Source organism: Streptomyces sp. NPDC058741, assembly GCF_042746715.1.
Lineage (GTDB): Bacteria > Actinomycetota > Actinomycetes > Streptomycetales > Streptomycetaceae > Streptomyces.
In genome coordinates this window covers 1-18,290 of record NZ_JBHYQH010000019.1, presented here as the reverse complement: position 1 = coordinate 18,290, position 18,290 = coordinate 1, and the positions used below count along the sequence as shown (strand labels likewise).

The following is an 18,290-nucleotide window of genomic DNA, read 5'->3' as shown; positions in this document are numbered from 1 at the left end:
CGCTCCCTCAGCGAGAACGCTCACCGAACCCGGCGCGGTTCCGCCACATCTGCTCCGTCACGCCCAGCCGCTCCCGCAGCCGCGTCAGCCGCGGCATCCGGGCGCGCTGCTCCTGCGAGACCCGGTCCAGCTCCTCGAACAGGCGCCGGGTGCGGTGCTCGGTGTCGAGCTCGTCGAGGATCCGGTTCACCTCCGTCAGGACGGCGCCCGGAAGCTGCCAGTTCCGCGGATCGCGCTCGGCCTCCTCGCGCAGCAGCAGGGCGAGCTTGTCACGGGTGCCCGCCGCGGTGCGCAGCTCGGTGGCGAGACGTTCCTCCGCGGACTCCGCGCTCGTGCTGAGGTCGGTGGTGACCAGCACCGCGAAGCTGACCACGGCGTCCGCGATCTCGGACAGCAGCTGCTCCAGCGCGGCGCCCGTCTCGGGCCCGAACAGCGGCGCCGGTTCGCGTCGCTTCGCGAGGTCGGTGAAGGTCCGCGCCAGCACGCGCAGGACGACCGTGCAGATCTCCAGCGTGTCGAGGCCGGTGCGCAGCACCACCCGGTGCAACAGGCCCTCCCGCACGCGCGGGTTGAGCCGCAGGCTGTCCTCGGCCTGCCGGAGGGCGGCATCCACGTCGACGACGTCGTGGTCCAGGCGCCGCGCCTCGTGCAGCCGCTCCGCCGCGCGGTCCGCGTGGGTGGGGGTGTGACCGGCGGCCTCCTGGCCCATGCGCAGCATCAGCTGCCGCAGCCGGCGCGCCAGGCCGTCGATCGACTCGCCGGCCTCCTCCACCCACACCGGCGGCGCCAGCAGCAGGTTGCAGGCGAGCCCTACACCCGCGCCGATCAGCGTCTCCACCACGCGGGCCCAGGCGGTGTCGCCGACGGACGTCACCCCGAGGACCAGCATGGCGCTGATCGCGACCTCGGGGACGTACTCCTCCACCCGGACCAGCCGCCCCACGGCGAGCGAGGCCACGAGCAGCAGCGCCAGGCTCCACCAGGTCAGGCCCACCAGAAGGCTGAACACGATGGCGACGATGACGCCGGTCACCACGGCGTTCACCCGCCGGAAGCCGTTGGTGAGGGTGGCGTACAGCGTCACCTGCACGACCAGCAGTGCCGTCAGGGGGGCGGTGAGGGGGAGCTCCTCGGGACTCAGCCGCAGGGCGATGACATAGGCGATCGTGGCCGCGGTCGCGGACCGCAGCGTCTGGACCACCACGGGGTCCCGGCGCTTGCCCAGAGCCCGCCTGGCCTGCGCCGTCCACTCACGTACGTCGTGCATCCTGCGGCTGTTCCCCTTCCCCGGACATCTCGAACACGTCGACGAGCAACATCCAGGAGGGACGGTAGCGCCGGGAGGAACCGCGAGCGACCGAGGGCGGTCAGGCGGACACCTTGTCGAGGAAGGCGGTCAGATGGCCCACCGTCCGGTCGATCTGCTCCTGGAGCGTGAGGCTCTCCTCGAACCGCGCCCCGGGCTCCGGCAGTTTCTTCCCGCGCACGTACAGGGAACAGGCCAGGTCGGTGCACATGTACGCCCCGACGGAGTTCCCCTCGCGCCCCGCGGCGCCCGCCTTGCGCGCGGTCATGAGGGACACCCCGCCCCGCGGATGGGTCGTCAGGCACAGCGAGCACATGCTGCGGTGCAGGAACCCCCGCTGCGCCGCCTGGAAGCGCATGGCCACCCCGACGAGCCGCCCGTCCCGCTCGGTCACCAGATAACTCCGGTCCGGCGCCCCCGGATCCCGCCACCCGAGGAAGTCGAGATCCTCCCAGGGCCGCTCGGCCAGGTCCCGCGGAACGGCCAGACGCTTGGCCTCGCCCTTCGAGCAGTTGATGAAGGAGGTGCGGATGTCCTGCTCGGTGAGTGCTCTCATGGGGGCTCCCGGTCGTCGTTCCCATAAACCTAGGGTCCCTAGGTTTCAGGGTCAGGCTAGACAGGGGCGAGCGGCGGAGGCCAGCGGATTTCCCCGCACGGCCCCCGGGACGCGGGAGGCGTTCCGTGCGCGGGAGGACGCCGGGCGGTGGCTCGACGGTCCGGTCGCGGACTCCTGGGCACGTTCCGTGCTCATCCGTAGCAGGAGCAGGGCGCGGCGCGCTCGGGCCCGACGCGGTCACCGTCGGCGCGGCGATCCTGCCGCTCGCCGACTTCTTCGCACGCGGCGGACGACGCCGCGGCCCCGCCCCGCAGATCCCGCCGCCGGCCTGGCGCACGGCGCGGCGGGAGCGGGCGCCGCGCTGAGGTTTCGCAGCTCAGCGGGAAGGTACTCGCATGGCGCACGACCACCGAAGGGAGCATGCCGTGACCGACCACCGCCTCGACGCACCCGGTGAGAACGGTGAACCCGTCCCCCGGGACATGCCGGACCAGCAGGCCGACGCCGGCGAGGACCCCTGGGACGTCGCGCCGCGCTTCACGGGTGCCGGCAAGGACGACGGCGACCGGGCCGACGAGGCCGGCGGCGAGTCCTCCGGCGACGTCCCGGACACGGACGAGGCGGGGACCGGCCGGCAGGGAGCACCGCGTTCGGGGACGGTCCACCCCGGGCATCCGACCCCGGACGAGCCCTCCGCCTGACCGCCGAGGGCCGAGTACACCGAGGGCCGCAGCCGGCTGTGGGGGCCGGCTTCGGCCTTCGGTCGTGGTGCGGACGGATGCGTGCGCCCAGGGGCGGGCCGGCGGGCCGGGCGTGAAACGCCCGCCGAAGATGCGCCGCTCGCCCAGGCCGGGTTGACCACGGCTTCGGCGCCGCTGAACACTCCACCAGGTCGGACCGCTCGGAGGCCAGGTCGACCGCGGCCCAGTCCGTCTTCGGCGGCGACCCAGTCGGGGATCCACCGGGCCAGGCCCAGCACCGAGGCGATCTCGGGATCCTCCGAGAGCAGACGCACCACACTGGTTCCCACATTGCCGGTGGCGCCCGTCACCACGACCCTCTTGCCCGCTGTGCTGCTCACGTTCCGCTCCTCTCGGCCGCACCCGTTCCTCGGAGGGGACCGGGTACCCGGGTCGCGCCGATCGCACGTGGCGGGAGGAAGCCCCGGCCGGACGGGGGATCACGGCCGGGGCGGCATGAGGTGGGCACGCACGGCTGTCGCCTCTCGGCGAAGAGCTCCACAGGGCTTCAGCCGAACGCCGAACGATCGTCCCTGTGGGCGCATGGTGAGGCCCGGGGACACTGTCCCGTCCGCACCCACGGTTCGTTCAACCGCGAACCACTTCGGGGTGTTCCGGGGACGGACCCCTCTCGCGGTGACGTGTGTCACCGCTCCTCGGGGGCGGGGACGATCTCCGCCCACAGGTTCTCGGCCTGGAGCAGCAGCGTGCCCAGCACCGCCGTGGGGGCGGCCCCCTGACCGGCGTGCTCCCGCAGCCCCTCCTGCAGGTGCGCGTGCGGCTCCCGCATCCTCTCGTCCGCCTCGTCGTCCCGCCGGGGATCCACGCTGCCCCGCAGCAGCCGCTCGGACCCCGCTCGGCAGGCGTCCCCGATCAGGTCCAGCAGGTCCGCGTAGGCGCGCAGGGGCGCGCCCCCGGGCGGGCCGGGCGTGCGGTTGTCGTCCACGGTCACCGCGAGGGCCCGGACCAGGACGGTGACGTTGCCGGTGACGCGACCGAGGCGGTCGTCCTCCTCCGGCGGCGGCAGGGGCCGGGGCGCGACACGGTGCAGCCGTCGCAGCGGAGCGGAGGTCAGGCGCAGGCTCTCCTGGCTCCAGCGGCGCGCCGAGCGCAACGCGTCCAGGCGGCGGTCCAGCCGCCTCGCGGCGTCGAGCCAGCCGGCGGCGGTCTGCGCGTCCCAGTCGCCCTCGCGCAGGTCCCCGGCGACGGGGCGCAGCACGTCCCCCGACTCGCGGCGTCCCCCGACTCGCGGGCGAGGGCCGCCAGGTTCCGGGCCGCCGCAAGGCCGTCCGGGCGGCGTCCACGACACTCCGCGCCTCGCGCCGCACGGCCTCCAGCGAGTGCACCGCGCGCCCCGCCCGGCCGGCCGCCGTGGTCCCGACAGCTCCCGGGACGTGGACGGTGTGCTTGCGCCGGTCGGGGCGGGTGCCCTCCGTGGCCGCGGCGGTGCTTGTCCCGCGAGTCGTCCGTCCGTCGGGGTGGGTGGGGTCGGTGGTGTGGCCGGTGTCCGGGCTGCGGGTTGTCCGCCCGGCGGGGTGGGTGCCTTCCTCGGCCTGGGCGGTGGTTGTCCTGTGGGTCGTCCGTCCGTCGGGGTGTGCGGAGTCCGTGATGGTGCCGGTCTTCTGCCTGTGGGTTGTCCGTCCGTCGGGGCCGGTGCCGTCCGGCGACCTGCCGGGCCCCGTCGCCCGGTTCACCCGCCCGTCCGGGCGGGTGCCGCCCGCCGTGCCGCCGCCCTCACCGTCCGTCCGCCGGCGGAGGACGCCAGCCGTCCACCGCACCGCACTCGTCCCACGCGTCATCAGCTGCGGGTAACCGCATCCCCCGGGGTCTCATGCCCCCTCATGCCAGCGGACTCTCCGCGAGGGAGGACAGCAGGTGCGCGGGATCGGCGTAGACCGCGTCCGCGCCGGCCCGCTCCAGGTCCGCGCGCGGGATGCCACCGCACAGGACGCCCACGCAGCGCACGCCCGCCCTGCTGCCCGCGCGCATGTCCCAGACGGTGTCGCCGACGAACACCGCCCGCCCGGCGGGCACCCCGGCCAGCTCCAGGGCGTGCTCGACCGGCTCGGGGGCGGGCTTGCCCGCGTCGACGTCGTCGGCGCCCGCCGTCGCGGTGATGGCCTCGTCGGCGTCGATCGCGCGGCGCAGCGCGCCCAGCTCGGCGCCGCCCGCCGAGGTGGCCAGCACCACCGTCCAGCCGTCCCGGTGCAGGCGCCGCAGCAGCTCCCCGGCCTGCGGCAGCGCGGGCAGCCGGCTGAAGTACTGCCCGTACAGCGCCTTGTGCCCGGCGCTGATGTCGGCGTCCTGGTCCGTGTCGCGGTCGTCGCCGAGCACGTGCGCCACGAGGTCCGTGGACGGCAGGCCCACGGCCCGGTGGATGGCGTGCATCGGCACGTCGTGGCCCGCCTGCCGAAAGGCCTCCCACCAGGCCACGACGTGCAGGTGGTTGGTGTCGGCCAGCGTGCCGTCGATGTCGAACAGGGCCGCTCGTTCCGCCTGTGCCATGGGTGTCATCCCTTTCTCTCCGGTCCGGCCGGGTACCACCTCACCCGCCGCCCACGCCGGACGGCGGCCGCCGCTCGCGGGTCCAGGCCAGCAGGTCGTCCAGGGACCACGTCGTCACCACCCGCTCGTGCGGCACCCCGCACTCCTCCGCCCGCGCACAGCCGTTGATCTGCCAGTCCAGCTGCCCCGGCGCGTGCGCGTCGGTGTCGACGGAGAACAGCACGCCCGCGTCCACCGCCCGGCGCAGCAGCCGCCGCGGCGGGTCGAGCCGCTCCGGCCTGCTGTTGATCTCCAGGGCCGTGCCCGTCTCGGCGAGCGCCGCGAACACCTCGTCCGCGTCGAACTCCGACTCGGGCCGCCCCCGCCCGGTCAGCAGCCGCCCGGTGCAGTGCCCGAGCACGTCCGAGTGCGGGTCGCGGACGGCGGCGACCATCCGCCGGGTCATCGACCGGGCGTCCATGCGGAGCTTGGAATGCACCGACACCACCACGACGTCGAGCCGGTCCAGCAGCTCCGGCTCCTGGTCGAGTGAGCCGTCCTCGAGGATGTCGCACTCGATGCCGGTCAGCAGCCGGAACGGTGCCCACACCGCGTTCAGCTCCGCCACGACGTCCAACTGCTCCCACAGCCGCTCGGGTGACAGTCCGCGGGCCACCGTCAGGCGCGGCGAGTGGTCCGTCAGCGCCGCCCACTCGTGGCCCAGCGCCGCCGCGGCCCGGCCCATCTCCTCGATCGGGCTGCCGCCGTCCGACCAGTCGGAGTGCAGATGGCAGTCCCCGCGCAGCAGCGCCCGCAGCGTTCGCCCGCCGCGTACGGCCGGCGGCTCCCGCTCCTCGCTCTCCAGCTTCTCCAGATAGCCCGGCACCTGCCCGGCCAGCGCCTCCCGCGCCACCTGGGCGGTCTTGGGGCCGACGCCCTTGAGACGCTCCAGGGAGCCGTCCGCCGCCCGGCGCCGCATCTCGTCCTCGCCCAGCTCCTTCAGTACCCGGGCCGCGGTACGGAAGGCGCGCACGCGGTACGTCGGTGCCAGGGACCGCTCCAGCAGGAAGGCGATCCGCTCCAGTGCCTCGACGGGATCCATCCGCCACCTCCACCTCCACCTCAAGGGTTCCCCAGGGTCCGGAGACCCGCACCGCCACGTGCCCGGTTTGCCCGGTACCCACCCGGGTACTGCGATGGCCCGTCCCGCGTGTACCGACGAGGAGGCCCGGCGTGTCCGCCCCCACCACCCCCACCGGCGAGGTCGCCCTGGTCACCGGCGCCGACTCCCGCATCGGCCGGGCCACCGCCGTACGCCTGGCCCGGGCGGGCCTCGACGTCGGGATCACCTGGCACAGCGACGAGGAGGGGGCGCGGGAGACGGCGGAGGAGGTCCGTTCGCACGGGAGGCGCGCCGAGGTCGCCCGGATGGACCTCACCCGGCTGCCCGGGGCCGCCGACGCGGTCGACGAGCTGTGCGAGCGCCTCGGAAACGCGGCGACGTGCTGGTCAACAACGCCGGCACCGGCACCATGACGCCCTTCCTCGACCTGGACCTGGAGACGGTGCGCGAGGTCCTCGACGTCGACCTGGTCGGGCCGTTCCTGTGCGGGCAGAAGGCGGCCCGGCACATGATCCGGCAGGGCGACGGGGCCGGATCGTCAACGTCACCTCGGTGCACGAGCACCAGCCGCGCGTGGGCGCCGCCCCCAAGCGCCGCCAGGGGCGGGCTCGGGCTGCTCACCCAGGTCATGGCCCTCGAACTGGCCGAGCACGGCATCACCGTCAACGCCGTCGCGCCCGGCGAGATCTCCACGCCCAAGACCGGGCAGGACGACGTCGACCCGCACACCGAGAGCCGCCCCGGCGTACCGCTCGGCCGGCCGGGCGACGCCCGCGAGGTCGCCGCCGTCATCGCCTTCCTCGCCGGCCCGGACGCCTCGTACGTCACCGGCGCTTCCTGGAGCGTCGACGGCGGCATGCTGCGGATGGGACCGCAGGCCGGCTCGCACCTGGAGAGCCACGACTGGCGACGCCCCTGAGGGAACCGCGGCGCCCGCGACAGCACGCCGGCCCGGTGCCGGCACGCCACCCGGGCCGTGCGCGAGGTCAGCCACCACCTGGGCAGCACGCCGGCCGTCTGCCGGGCCTCGTACATCGCCCCGCGTGTCCTCGCGCTCTTGGAGCGGGGCGAGACCTCGCCCCCGTGCTCACCCGGCCGGGTGAGCACGGCGACTTCGGACGTCCGGCGACCCGGGCCTCGATCGCGACGGCCGTGCTGGATCTGCTCGACCGCTGACCCGGACCCCGCGCCACCGCCGGTTCCGCTCTACGCTCGATGCATGACCGAAATAGCGAGCCCGCACATGTCCCACCCGCGGATCCTGGTGCTCGGGGTGCAACCGGGCCCACCACCGTTCCGGATCGTGGAGATCGACGGCCAGGTGGTCGGCGAGGCCAGGGCCGTCACCGACGTCCTCGCGGCCGCGGCCGCGTTCGGCATCAGGGTCCACGACCTGGACGACCCGGACGTGGTCCGCTGGGTCGGAGGGGACAAGTTCACCTGGACCGTGCACTAGCCGCGGACGGCGAGGCCCTTCTTCGCCCGGCTCGCGCGCGGCTTGCGCGCGTGCACGGCCCGGCTCAGCCTGCGGCCCAGGAGCAGGTAGCCGATCAGCGCGCCCGTCGTGTTCAGGATGACGTCGTCGACGTCGAAGGCGCGACCGGTGACGACCGCGCCCTGGGCGAACTCCACCAGCAGCATCACGATCGCGGTCAGCAGGAGCACCCGCAGGATGCCGCGCGTACGCGGCGCGACGACCGGCACGAGGACGCCGAACGGGACGCCCAGCAGGATGTTGCCGCCGATCTGCTTGAGGGCGTCCCGCAACTCCGGCTGGTCAAGGTAGGCCTTCAGCGAACTGCCCGGCCGCAGATTGCTGTGGATCAGCGCCTCGGAGGCGGGCGAGGGCTGCAGGGTCAGCCGCGCCAGCACCACGGCGAACGCGACCATGAAGACGAAGGCGCACAGCATCGCCAGCAGCCGGACGGGCAGCGGGAGCGGACGCCGCTCATCGTCCGCCCCGGAGCTCCCGGGGCGTGAGCCTGCACTGGCCATGCTGTCCTCCAGTCGTAAACTTCCCTGCGCGGTCCGGCGGTTGCCGCGGGAACCGCGAGGACACCGCTGTCGGCGTCCCCTCCTCCGTTTCCCGCCTTCCGCCGGGACACTCCGGCCCGGAAGGCGAGGTGACGCGGGACCGGGCTCCCGCGCGAACCGGTCAGTCCCCGTAGGTGACGAGCACCTCCTTGAAGCCCAGGGACCGCAGCAGTCCTTGGAGCATGCCGGTGGTGTTCGACTCGGCGCGTGCGGTCAGTTCGCTCTCCTTCGCGGCGTCGCCGATGTGCCGCACCGCCAGTTTCTGCACCGCCTGTTCGCCGTTGGGATTGTCCGAGAACAGGTCCCCGAGCCGGTCGAAGAGGCCTCGCTGCTTAGAGACGGCGTAGGAGCGGTCGGGGTCGAGCGCCGGCCTGCCCAGCTTCGCGTGCGGAAGCCGGAGCGTGGCGGAGGTGCGGTCCTCGTTGACGCGCACGTCGTTCTCGCCGACCCTGCCGAGGTCCACGTAGGCGTCGACGGTGCCCGCTCCGACGTACAGCGTGCGGGTGCCGCGGATCGCGTCGGGGAGGAACTTGGCGTCCTTCTCCAGGTCCACGACGACCTGGAAGTTGCCGGAGGCGGCGTCGTAACGGCTGATGTCCTGGATGGACTTCAGCAGGGCGGGGCCGGAACGGTCGTGGGTCTCGGTGCCGAACAGGTCCTTCACGCCCGGGATCACGCTCAGCCGGATCCCGGCGAAGAACACGACGAGCACCACAACGAGCGCGGCCACCACCTTCGCCCAGCCGGGCACGCGTCTGGGAAGGCGTTTGGCGTCAGTCGTCATGCGACGGCCCTCCTTTCTCCTGTCCGCATGCCCGCAACGGCCCGTGCCAGACAGGACGGTTGGGGCGTGGACGACTACGGAGGAAGCGCGCGGGGCGCACCGGGAGCCTCACTGCGGCCGGGAGGCGGCCTCCGGCTGCTCGAACGCGGTCTCCAGCGTCGGGTGCGGCGGCAGCAGACGGGACAGGCCGGTGATCCTGAGGACGCGCAGGGTCAGCGGGTGGCAGCAGACGAGGAGCACGTGCCCGTGCCCGTCGAGCACCCGGCTGCGGGCCCGGTACAGCAGCCGCAGGCCCGAGCAGTCGAAGAACTCGATCCGGGTGAGGTCGAGCACGACCCGGGCGGCGGGGCGGCCGGTCTGCCGGTCCAGATGGGGGGCGATCTCCTCGGCCGCGGCGAGGTCGATCTCACCGCGGAACTCCAGCACCGTGTGCCCCCGTTCCCGGCGGACGCGCAGATGCCGGGTGAGCGGTGCAGGTTCCTGCCGCACGACGAGATCGCCTCCCTGCTCCGTCTCTGGGGTGAGGCAGCAGTCCTCAACACTGTTCCCCGCCCTGCAAGTTACCCCCCAACGAGTGAATCTGAGCATGTTCGATTGACATATGTCTCCGAATTGCGTGTGAGTTCGGCCGAGGTTCACACCGGAGGACACGCGGTGGTGAGCGCGGGCGCGTGATGGGGCGCGCGGGGCATTCCGCCTGCGGGGGGCCAGGGCGACGGGTGGTGCCGTGGGGTTGCTCGGTGTGTGGGGTCGTTGTGCCGGGCCGCTGTGGCGGCGGGTCGTGAGCGCGCACCGGTTCCCGCGCCGTCTCTCCGATGGCCCGGGTGGCGCGTCAGCGGGTGCCGCCCGGTGTCGGTGGGCTGGGCGGGGGTGTGACGGGCAGGGCGTCCGGGCCCTGCAGGGCCCGGACCACCCGCCCGTACCGGTTGCCGCCCCTCCGCCACCGCCGGGAGCCGACGTCTCCACCCGGTGCGTAGGCGGCCACGGGTCACTGACGGCCCCCGGCGGTGAACGCCGCTGCTCAGCCGAGGCCGCCCCGTTCGACCGCCTCAGTCGTTCAGCAGCACCAGCTTCCCCGCCGTCCGGCCCTAGTCGCCCTGCTCGTGAGCCCCGGCCGCCGCGGTCAGCGGGAACGTGCCGGCGATGGTGGCGCGCAGTTCGCCCGACTCGGCGAGGCGGGCGATCGCCTCCATGCCGGCGCGGTCGGCGTCCACCAGCATCCGCACCGCCCGGACCCCGAGCCGCTCGGCCTCCTGGTGGAAGTCGTCCGGGCCGACCGGGAGGATCGACACCACGATGCCGCCGGGGCGCAGCACGCGCAGCGAACGCAGAGAGGTGTCGCCGCCGATCGTGTCCAGGACGACGTCGACGTCCTTCACGACCTCGGTGAAGTCCGTCTCCCGGGAGTCCGCCGCCTCGTCCACCCCGAGCTCCCGCAGGAACGCGTGCTTGCCGGCGCTCGCGGTGCCGGTCACGTACGCGCCGCGCTCCTTGGCGATCTGCACCGCCACGTGCCCGACCCCGCCCGCCGCGGCGGACCAGCACCCGCTGCCCGGCGTGGACGTCTGCCTGCACCTCGTCCGCGAGGACCACGGCAGCGAGCTGGCCGACAGCGTCGCCCGCCGGTGCGTCGTCGCGCCGTTCCGGGACGGTGGCCAGGCGCAGTGCATCGAGCAGCCCGTCCCCGAACAGGGTGCGGCGAGCACCGCCGCCACCCGTGCCTGGGCCCTGGAGCGCCTGGGCGAGCCGCTCACCCTGGCCGACCTCTCCGGCCACGCCCGGATGAGCCAGCGCACCTTCGCCCGCCGCTTCCACGACGAGGTGGGCCTCAGTCCCGGCCGCTGGCTGATCCAGCAGCGCCTCTCCCGGGCCCGGCACCTGCTGGAGTCCAGCGACCTCACCGTCGACCGGATCGCGGGCCGCGTCGGCTTCGCGACCGGCGCCTCCCTGCGGCAGCACCTGCACGCGGCGATCGGGGTCTCCCCGCAGGCCTACCGCCGCACGTTCCAGACCGCCCGCCGACCGGCCCCGCCCCCCGCTCCCGCGCCCCGTCGCGCGGCTGTCAGAACGTCAAGTGGCGTGCTGTCCAAGCCGTTTGTCGACTGTTGCTTTCTGTCGGAGGGTGACGGAACCCTCACGTCCGGCGGGGGTCGAGGTTGATCGTTTCGGGTTCGGACCCGATAGGGTTCCGAACGGCGCTGCGAGTTGACGCGACCGCGTCCAGCCGACTCGCCGTGCGTACTCATGAGTGCGATCCACGCCCCCCGTTGATCGTGTTGCTTCGAAGGATGCAGATGGAACTCGCCACTCCGCCACCGGCGGCGCGGGCCCCTGTCGCCTGGCACAGCTGGTGGTTGATGCCGCTGGGCCTGGGAGGCGGGACCGTCGCCGCCACGTTCATGAGCTCCGAGCGGCTCACCGCGGCCGCAGCCGGACTCGCGGCGACGGCGGCCGGAGCCGTGTGCGTGCGGCTGCTGCTGCGCACCAAGGCGCAGTTGCACCGGGCGGAGGTCTCCTTCCGCGCCACCCGGACCGAGCACAACCAGCAGTGGCAGCAGCACGTGGCGGGCCTGGAGCGGACGTTCCTCGCCGAGCGCACCGCCCTGGAGTCCCGGCTCACCGAGCAGAACACCGCCTACGAGCAGCGCCTGGCGGAGCAGAGCGCCGCGTACGAGTCGCAGCTCACCGACCGCTCCCGCGCCTTCGAGGAACGGCTGGCCGAGCGCACCGCGAGCTACGAGACCCGCCTCGCCGAGCAGGCCACGTCCTACGAGACCCGGCTCGCCGAGCAGGCCGAGGCGGGGCAGGAGCAGCTCTCCCACCAGTTCGCCGCGGTCGCCCGGCTCGCCGACACGCAGCTGCCCGAGGCCATGGACCGGCTGCGCTCCGGTGAGTCCATCGACGACGTGCTGCCCACGGTCAGCCACGCGGAGGTCAGCTCCGAACTCCAGGCCGAGCTGCGCAAGCTGCTGCGCACCGCTCTGATGGGCCTGGAGGCCGAGTTCGACCGCTCCACCACCGCCGAGCAGGCCGTCATCAGCATCGGCAACCGCATCCACGTCCTGACCAGCAAGCTCCGCGGCCGTCTGCACGACATGCAGGGCGAGCACGGCAGACTGCCGTCCGTCGCCCGCGGCCTGATGGAGCTCGACCAGGAACTCGGCCCCGCCGACTCCCTCGCGGCGAGCATCGGTGTGCTCGGCGGCTCGGACCGTCCGGGACGCCAGTGGCAGAGGCCGCAGCGGCTGCTGAGCGTGGTGCGCGGCGGCATCGGCCGGATCAAGGACTTCCACCGCGTCCAGGTGCGTCACCTGCCCGAACTCGGCGTCGACGGCGGCCTCGTGGACCACCTGACGCTGATCTTCGCCCATCTGCTGGACAACGCGGCCCGCTACTCGCCGCCCACCGAGCCGGTGCTGATCTCCGGCAAGGAGGTCCCCAACGGCGTCGGCATCGAGATCCAGGACTCCGGCAAGGGCCTGAGCGAGGAGAAGAAGCGCGAGGCCGAGCAGGCCGTCGCGGGCACCGCGCCGGGCGCGGGTCTCGGCGGCATCACCGAGGACGCCAGCATCGGCCTGCGCGTCGTCGGCGCCCTCGCCCGCCGCTACGGCATCCGCGTGACCTTCGCGGACTCGCCGTGGCTCGGCACCTCCGTGGTGGTCGTCGTCCCGCACAAGTACTTCAGCCCGCTGCCCGCGGCCGTGAACGCCCCGGCCGCCTCCGCCGTGTCCCCCGCGGGGGCGCGCACCACCGCGGCCGTCCCGCCCCGGGAGCCGGTCCCCGCGCCGGCGGTGTCCGAGGCGGCACCGGCCGCCCGTACCGCGACCGCGGACACCACCCCGGGCGGACTGCCCCGGCGGCGCAGCAGGCGGAGCGAGAACGCCGAGCCGGGCGCGGCCGTCCGTGCCGAGCCGGGCACCGTCCCGGCCGTCCCGCCGGCCTCCTCCTTCTCCGGCCTCGCCGCCTTCGCCACCGCGGGACGCGACGCCGCGAAGGCCTTCCCCGCGGTCGGCGACCGCGACACCCCCTCCGGACGCGAGTCCACCGAGCACCGCACCGAAGAGAGCGACAAGTCGTCATGACGCAACAAGGAACCGACGTGAGCTGGGCGCTCCGCGACCTCGTCGAGAGCATCCAGGAGATCCGTTTCGCCCTCGTGGCCTCCAGCGACGGCAAGGCCATCACCTCCTACGGCGCCGAGGATCCCGACGACGTCGACCGTTTCGCCGCCGTGGTGGCCGGTCTGCAGGCCCTGGCCCAGCCGGTCGCCGAGCAGTTCCCGAAGTACGCCGGGCAGCTGCGCCTCGCCATGATCGAGGTGGACGGCGGGCACCTGTTCGTCGTCCGCGCCGGAGTGGAGACCTACCTCGGCGTCCTCGCCAGGGAAGGTCTCGACCAGGGCCTGCTCGGGCACCAGATGAGGGATCTGGCCCGCAGGATGGGCGAGCTCCTCGGCACCAGTGTGCGCCAGGAGGAGCACTCTGGATGAGTGCTCCCCGCAGGCCGTCCGACCCGTCCGGTCTCGAGCGCTACTACGTCCTCACCGGAGGGCGCAGCGGACCGGGCGGCTCGGCGTCGAGCCTCGACGTGGCGACCCTGGTCGTCGCCCGCACCACCCCGTTACCGGGTATGCAGCACGAGCACGAGGAGATCATGCGCCGCTGCCGCGACCCGCTGTCGGTCGCCGAGCTCGGCGCTCACCTCGGCCTGCCCTTCAACATTCTCGCGGTGCTGCTGTCGGACCTGCTGGACGCAGGTCACGTCGAAGCCCGTCATCCCATCCCGGCGCACGACGCCGGACGCGGGCCCGACCTGGCGCTCCTTGAGGAGGTACTCAGTGGACTTGAACGGCTTTGACCGACCCGGAGGGGGAACGGCCGGGGACACCCGCTCGGTGAAGGTGATGATCGCCGGCGGCTTCGGCACCGGGAAGACCACCATGGTCCGGTCGGTCAGCGACATCAGGCCGCTCACCACCGAGGAGACCCTCACCGAGGCCAGCGCCGACGTCGACCGCCTCATCGGCGTCACCGACAAGACGCAGACCACCGTCAGCCTGGACTTCGGCAAGATCGCCCTCAACGAGAGCCTGGTGCTGTACCTGTTCGGCACACCCGGGCAGGAGCGGTTCTGGTTCCTGTGGAACGGGCTGTTCAAGGGGGCGCTCGGCGCGGTCGTCCTGGTGGACACGCGCCGGCTGGACTCCAGTTTCCGGGCGATCGAGGAGATGGAACGGCAGAACGTGCCCTTCGTGGTCGCCCTGAACGTCTTCCCCGACTCCCGGCACTACCCGGTCGGGGAGATCCGCGACGCCCTGGACATCCCCGGGCACACCCCGGTGGTGTCCTTCGACGCCCGCGACCGGGCCTCCAGCCGGGACGTGCTGGTGGCCCTGATCCACCACCTGAAGGAACGCTTCGCCGCGGCCCTGGAGCCCCGATGACCGATCAGCAGGAAGACCTCCGGGTGCCGAGCGGCTGCCCGGTCGCCCACCACGGCGCCGACCCGACCCGGCTGTACGGGCCGGAGGCGGCGACGGACCCGGCGGCCATCTACGCACGGCTGCGCGAGGAGCACGGGTCCGTCGCCCCGGTGCTGCTCGAAGGGGACGTGCCGGCCTGGCTGGTGCTCGGCTACCGTGACAACCGGCGGGTCCTCGACAACCCCCGGCAGTTCAGCCGGGACGCCCGCATCTGGCGTGACTGGAGCGAGGGACGCGTCGAGGAGACCTCGCCGCTGATCCCGATGGTCGGCTGGCGGCCCGACTGCGTCTCGCAGGACGGCGAGCCGCACCGCAGGCTGCGGGCGGCCGTCACCGACGGACTGCAGGCGGCCGCGAGCCGGGGCGTCCGGCGGCACGCGACCCACTTCGCGAACAGGCAGATCGACGCCTTCGCTGCGGCCGGCCGTGCCGACCTGGTCTCGGACTACGCCGAGTACCTGCCGATGCTGGTGCTGTCCCGGATCCTCGGGCTCGGCGAGGCGCAGGGCCGGGACCTGGTCGAGTCCTGCGCCCAGGTCCTCAAGGGCGGTGAGGACGCCCTGGCGCACAACGAGCGCATCGTGGCGATCCTCGGTGAACTCGCCGAGCGCAAGCGGGCCGAGCCCGGCGGCGACTTCACCACCGCCCTGCTGGGACACCCGGCCGGCCTGGACGAGGAGGAGGTGGTCAGCCATCTGCGTCTGGTGCTGATCGCCGCGCACACCACGACCAGTAACCTGCTCGCCCGAGTACTGCAGCTGATCCTCACCGACACCGCACGGCTCTCCGGGCTGATCGGCGGCCGGCTGGACATCTCCGCCGTGGTGGAGGAGGTCATGTGGAACAGCCCGCCGCTGGCGGTGATGCCGGGCCGGTTCGCCACCGGCGACCTGGAACTCGGGGGGCACCGGATCCGGGAGGGCGACCTGCTGGTGCTGGGCCTCGCGGCGGGCAACGGCGACCCCGAGATCCGGCCCGACACCGCCGTCTCGGTCCAGGGCAACCAGGCCCATCTGGCCTTCAGTTCGGGGCCCCACGAGTGCCCGGGCCAGAGCATCGGCCAGTCGATCATCGAGATCGCCGTGGACGTCCTGCTGCACCGGCTGCCCGGCCTGGTCCTGGCCGTGCCGCCGGAGGAGCTCAGCTCGACCGCCTCCACCTGGGAGTCCCGGCTGGACAGCCTGCCGGTCGAGTTCGCCGTCTAGCTGGATCGACCTGAAGCGCTGGTGACGCGGCCGGCAGGTGGCCGGCCGCCGGGTGCGGTGGGACAGCGGTGGTGGTTGCAGGCGTGCGGGAAGTCACCGGCGAGCGGTGGCCCGGCCTGCCCGGCCGGTCGCGACCGGCCGGGCGGTGTCGTCTCACACCGTCAGCAGGTCGTCCACGGAACCCCGCCCGGCGCGTTCGGCCGTGGCCACCGCGCCCTCCTTCGCCGCCGCGTAGCGGCCGGTCGTCAGCGCCCATTCGTAGTTGCCCTTGATCCAGTGCTGGATGGCCTCGACCCCCATCCGCACCCCGTCCCGCTGCGCGTCGCCGAGCTGGAGCTCGTCGCACATCCGCGGTACGCGCGCCTGGATTTCGAGGTACTCCTCCAGACAGCCGGTCGTCATCCGGTACGCCTCGTCCATGGCCTCCTGCCATGAGAGGCCCCGTTCCCGGCGCAGCACCGCGATGAGGTTGTGGCCGTCGCCGCGGCGCCTCTCCCGCTCGAAGGAGTGGATGTCGTTCATGAACCCGATGGTGTCCGCGGCCAGATCGCGCATCCGCTCCATCACCGGGTGCGCCATCACCTGAGCGGGCACCTCGAAGCCGCGGCTGCGCTCACCCGCGTCGATGCTGTGGTGGATGCCGACCGTACGGCGCCGGAACGCCGTGTACTCGTCCAGCCCGAGGGTGCCCTCCAGACCCCGGGCGGCCAGGTCGACCTCCTCGCAGTGCGCGACCAGGAACCGCCCCCACGAGGCGGCGAAACGGGTCTGCCACGTCAGGGACATGCCAGCCGAGAGGTGGGTCCAGACCTCCGCCCAGGCGAGGGTGATCGGGCAGACCACCCGCGGCGGGCTGCCCGCCGGCCGCAGGGGAGTGGCGATGAGCTCCCGCGCCACCTCCGCTATGCGGTCGGCGCGGTCGGGCCGGCTCGCGTCGAACTGGTCGTCGAAGAGGAACGCCAGCGAGAACCAGTTCATCAGCACGACCATGTCGTCCGCCGACGCGTGCGGATAGGTGCGGGCGGCGGCCTGGGGAAGGTCCCAGGACTTGTACTCCTCGAACCCCTCCCGGCTGCGGACCAGGCGCATCTCCCACACCCAGCGCAGATGGCGGGCACGGGCGTACTCCAGATGCCCGCTCACGGGGGTGTCGAAGGGGAGGTCGAACCGGACGTCCTGAGGCATGCGCTTCCTTTCGGGGAACGGACCGCAGAGTCCCCCGGCCCCTGCGAGCGGACGGCTGCCGACGCCGTCCGTACACGCGAACTCGGCTGCACAGAAGGAAAGTTGAACCAAGTAAGCGGTACGAGCTTAACCGGGGCCCGAACAGGCCATTCCGCCACGCCGCCGTGATCTTGGTAACTGCGCGGACCACCGGAGCCGCCCTGCACTTCCTCCTCCCCCGCCGGGCAGCGGCCTGTTCCCGGGTCCGGGGAGCCTCCCCGCGTCACACTGGACCCCGTCCGTGCAACGACTCGACAGGAGGCCCTCCGACGATGACGTCCCCGCCCGCGCGCAGCGCCGAGCAGCGCAAGAAGGACACCCTGCACCGGCTGGACCACGACGTCGACGCCTGGGTCGCCACGGCCGACGCCACGTCGGGGGAGCCGTACCTCGTCCCGCTGTCCTTCCTGTGGAACGGCTCGTACCTGCTGTTCGCCACCCCCGCCTCGAGCCGCACCGGCCGGAACCTCGCCGCGTCCGGCCGGGCCCGCGTGGGCATCGGCCAGACCCGCGACGTCGTCATGGTCGACGGCACCGTGGAGACGGTGGAGCCGGCCGACCTGACGGAGCAGGACGCGGAACTCTTCGCCGCCAAGACCGGGTTCGACCCCCGCGAGCTGGCCACGCCCTACCTCTACGTCCGCGTCGTGCCGCGGCGGGTGCAGGCCTGGCGGGAGCCCGACGAACTCGACGGCCGCGAACTCCTGCGCGACGGACGGTGGTTGGACACCGACTGAATCGGCCGTACCGGGATATCCGCACGGTAGGGGGCCGCGTGGCACCACCGTCCCGCGGCCGGAATCCTGCGGAGGAGACATGGCACTGGTGAAAGCGGGGGTCCTCGTGCTCGACTGCGCCGAGCCCGAGAAGCTCGCCGAGTTCTACAAGGAGCTGCTGGAGGGGGAGGAGGCGGACGTCACGGCCAACCGGGTGGAGATCGTCAGCGCCGACGGCTTCCGGATCGCACTGCGCCGGGACGTCAACGCCACCCCGCCCAGCTGGCCGCGTCCCGAGAACTCCCTCCAGGCCCATCTGGAGTTCGTGGTGGACGACCTGGACGCCGTGGAGCGCCGGATCGTCAGCCTCGGCGGCCGCCCCCTGGAGATCAGTGACGCTTCGGGCCCCTTGGAGGAGCGCGGCTACGCCGACCCGGCCGGCCACTCCTTCACCCTGCGCCGCACCGCGCCGACGGCACCGAAGCAGGGCTGAGCCCGGCGCGGGAAGGACGCGCGTGGACGGCCGCGGACACAGGCCGGCCCCCCCCCGGCCCGCGGCCCGCGGGCCGGGCGGGGGCCGCGGCGCCGGCAGTCCCCGCCCCCCATATCGCCCACCGGCCCGGTGCCCGTCGAGCG

At 73.4% G+C, this 18,290-nt stretch carries 20 protein-coding genes and 4 pseudogenes; 13 read left to right on the top strand and 11 right to left on the bottom strand.

Annotation, left to right across the window (positions count from 1 at the left end; translation table 11 throughout):
• Positions 1-7 precede the first annotated feature (7 nt).
• Both ACFW6P_RS17345 and ACFW6P_RS17340 read right to left on the bottom strand, forming a co-directional pair.
• Entirely contained in the window at positions 8-1,267 is a 1,260-nt protein-coding gene (locus ACFW6P_RS17345; protein ID WP_386353252.1) for an aromatic acid exporter family protein, read from the bottom strand.
• 100 nt (positions 1,268-1,367) lie between these two features.
• Positions 1,368-1,862 carry an FBP domain-containing protein gene (locus ACFW6P_RS17340; RefSeq protein WP_386353255.1) on the bottom strand — a complete coding sequence of 165 codons (495 nt, stop codon included), beginning with the start codon at positions 1,860-1,862 and terminating at the stop codon, positions 1,368-1,370.
• Positions 1,863-2,077: 215 nt separating this feature from the next.
• On the opposite strand from ACFW6P_RS17340, the pseudogene ACFW6P_RS17335 reads away from it, so the two are divergent.
• Both ACFW6P_RS17335 and ACFW6P_RS17330 read left to right on the top strand, forming a co-directional pair.
• A pseudogene (locus ACFW6P_RS17335) lies at positions 2,078-2,227 on the top strand (sugar kinase); the annotation flags it as partial.
• 60 nt (positions 2,228-2,287) lie between these two features.
• Positions 2,288-2,563 carry a hypothetical protein gene (locus ACFW6P_RS17330; protein ID WP_386353258.1) on the top strand — a complete coding sequence of 92 codons (276 nt, stop codon included), beginning with the start codon at positions 2,288-2,290 and terminating at the stop codon, positions 2,561-2,563.
• Positions 2,564-2,703: 140 nt separating this feature from the next.
• Here the strand turns inward: ACFW6P_RS17330 and ACFW6P_RS17325 are convergent.
• The 4 genes and pseudogenes from ACFW6P_RS17325 to ACFW6P_RS17310 form a co-directional block, all read right to left on the bottom strand.
• Positions 2,704-2,943 (bottom strand): annotated as a pseudogene (locus ACFW6P_RS17325) (NAD-dependent epimerase); the annotation flags it as partial.
• Between the two features lie 305 nt (positions 2,944-3,248).
• Entirely contained in the window at positions 3,249-3,821 is a 573-nt protein-coding gene (locus ACFW6P_RS17320; RefSeq protein ID WP_386353261.1) for a hypothetical protein, read from the bottom strand.
• Between the two features lie 620 nt (positions 3,822-4,441).
• On the bottom strand, positions 4,442-5,107 hold the full coding sequence (locus ACFW6P_RS17315; RefSeq protein ID WP_386353264.1) for an HAD family hydrolase: 666 nt from the start codon (positions 5,105-5,107) through the stop codon (positions 4,442-4,444).
• A gap of 40 nt (positions 5,108-5,147) precedes the next feature.
• Positions 5,148-6,188, bottom strand: coding sequence for a PHP domain-containing protein (locus tag ACFW6P_RS17310; protein WP_386353266.1), 1,041 nt, complete (start codon positions 6,186-6,188; stop codon positions 5,148-5,150).
• 131 nt (positions 6,189-6,319) lie between these two features.
• Between ACFW6P_RS17310 and ACFW6P_RS17305 the strand changes: the two genes are divergently transcribed.
• The 3 genes from ACFW6P_RS17305 (at position 6,320) to ACFW6P_RS17295 (ending at position 7,665) form a co-directional block, all read left to right on the top strand.
• Positions 6,320-6,622, top strand: coding sequence for an SDR family NAD(P)-dependent oxidoreductase (locus tag ACFW6P_RS17305; protein ID WP_386353269.1), 303 nt, complete (start codon positions 6,320-6,322; stop codon positions 6,620-6,622).
• Positions 6,589-7,128, top strand: coding sequence for an SDR family oxidoreductase (locus ACFW6P_RS17300; protein ID WP_386353272.1), 540 nt, complete (start codon positions 6,589-6,591; stop codon positions 7,126-7,128). Before ACFW6P_RS17305 ends, ACFW6P_RS17300 begins: the two co-directional genes overlap by 34 nt.
• Before the next feature lie 300 nt (positions 7,129-7,428).
• Positions 7,429-7,665 carry a hypothetical protein gene (locus ACFW6P_RS17295; RefSeq protein WP_386353275.1) on the top strand — a complete coding sequence of 79 codons (237 nt, stop codon included), beginning with the start codon at positions 7,429-7,431 and terminating at the stop codon, positions 7,663-7,665.
• Here the strand turns inward: ACFW6P_RS17295 and ACFW6P_RS17290 are convergent.
• The 4 genes and pseudogenes from ACFW6P_RS17290 to ACFW6P_RS17275 form a co-directional block, all read right to left on the bottom strand.
• Positions 7,662-8,204, bottom strand: a complete 543-nt coding sequence (locus ACFW6P_RS17290) for a VanZ family protein (RefSeq protein WP_386353278.1) — start codon at positions 8,202-8,204, stop codon at positions 7,662-7,664. The two genes, ACFW6P_RS17295 and ACFW6P_RS17290, sit on opposite strands and share 4 nt — an antisense overlap.
• Positions 8,205-8,364: 160 nt before the next feature.
• Entirely contained in the window at positions 8,365-9,027 is a 663-nt protein-coding gene (locus ACFW6P_RS17285; RefSeq protein WP_386424060.1) for a DUF4230 domain-containing protein, read from the bottom strand.
• Between the two features lie 108 nt (positions 9,028-9,135).
• Entirely contained in the window at positions 9,136-9,516 is a 381-nt protein-coding gene (locus ACFW6P_RS17280; RefSeq protein WP_386353283.1) for an anti-sigma factor antagonist, read from the bottom strand.
• Positions 9,517-10,115: 599 nt separating this feature from the next.
• Positions 10,116-10,596 (bottom strand): annotated as a pseudogene (locus ACFW6P_RS17275) (zinc-binding dehydrogenase); the annotation flags it as partial.
• On the opposite strand from ACFW6P_RS17275, the pseudogene ACFW6P_RS17270 reads away from it, so the two are divergent.
• The 6 genes and pseudogenes from ACFW6P_RS17270 to ACFW6P_RS17245 form a co-directional block, all read left to right on the top strand.
• Positions 10,582-11,187, top strand: a pseudogene (locus tag ACFW6P_RS17270) (GlxA family transcriptional regulator); the annotation flags it as partial. The pseudogenes ACFW6P_RS17275 and ACFW6P_RS17270 overlap by 15 nt on opposite strands.
• A 134-nt stretch (positions 11,188-11,321) precedes the next feature.
• On the top strand, positions 11,322-13,109 hold the full coding sequence (locus tag ACFW6P_RS17265) for an ATP-binding protein (RefSeq protein WP_386353286.1): 1,788 nt from the start codon (positions 11,322-11,324) through the stop codon (positions 13,107-13,109).
• Entirely contained in the window at positions 13,106-13,516 is a 411-nt protein-coding gene (locus ACFW6P_RS17260; RefSeq protein WP_386353289.1) for a roadblock/LC7 domain-containing protein, read from the top strand. The genes ACFW6P_RS17265 and ACFW6P_RS17260 overlap by 4 nt, the downstream gene beginning before the upstream one ends.
• A complete protein-coding gene (locus ACFW6P_RS17255; protein WP_386353292.1) occupies positions 13,513-13,884 on the top strand; it encodes a DUF742 domain-containing protein in 372 nt (123 codons plus the stop codon). Before ACFW6P_RS17260 ends, ACFW6P_RS17255 begins: the two co-directional genes overlap by 4 nt.
• Positions 13,865-14,470 (top strand): ATP/GTP-binding protein, encoded by a 606-nt coding sequence (locus ACFW6P_RS17250; RefSeq protein WP_386353295.1) that lies wholly within the window; start codon positions 13,865-13,867, stop codon positions 14,468-14,470. Before ACFW6P_RS17255 ends, ACFW6P_RS17250 begins: the two co-directional genes overlap by 20 nt.
• A complete protein-coding gene (locus tag ACFW6P_RS17245) occupies positions 14,467-15,714 on the top strand; it encodes a cytochrome P450 (protein ID WP_386353298.1) in 1,248 nt (415 codons plus the stop codon). Before ACFW6P_RS17250 ends, ACFW6P_RS17245 begins: the two co-directional genes overlap by 4 nt.
• A 153-nt stretch (positions 15,715-15,867) precedes the next feature.
• On the opposite strand, the gene ACFW6P_RS17240 is transcribed toward ACFW6P_RS17245, so the two are convergent.
• A complete protein-coding gene (locus ACFW6P_RS17240; protein ID WP_386424058.1) occupies positions 15,868-16,899 on the bottom strand; it encodes a 7-epi-alpha-eudesmol synthase in 1,032 nt (343 codons plus the stop codon).
• A 311-nt stretch (positions 16,900-17,210) separates the two neighbouring features.
• On the opposite strand from ACFW6P_RS17240, the gene ACFW6P_RS17235 reads away from it, so the two are divergent.
• Both ACFW6P_RS17235 and ACFW6P_RS17230 read left to right on the top strand, forming a co-directional pair.
• The gene (locus tag ACFW6P_RS17235) at positions 17,211-17,675 is read left to right on the top strand and encodes a pyridoxamine 5'-phosphate oxidase family protein (RefSeq protein WP_386424056.1); all 465 of its coding nucleotides are present in this window, start codon (positions 17,211-17,213) and stop codon (positions 17,673-17,675) included.
• 79 nt (positions 17,676-17,754) lie between these two features.
• Complete coding sequence (locus ACFW6P_RS17230) at positions 17,755-18,147, top strand: VOC family protein (RefSeq protein WP_386353306.1); 393 nt, start codon at positions 17,755-17,757, stop codon at positions 18,145-18,147.
• The last annotated feature ends 143 nt before the right edge of the window (positions 18,148-18,290 follow it).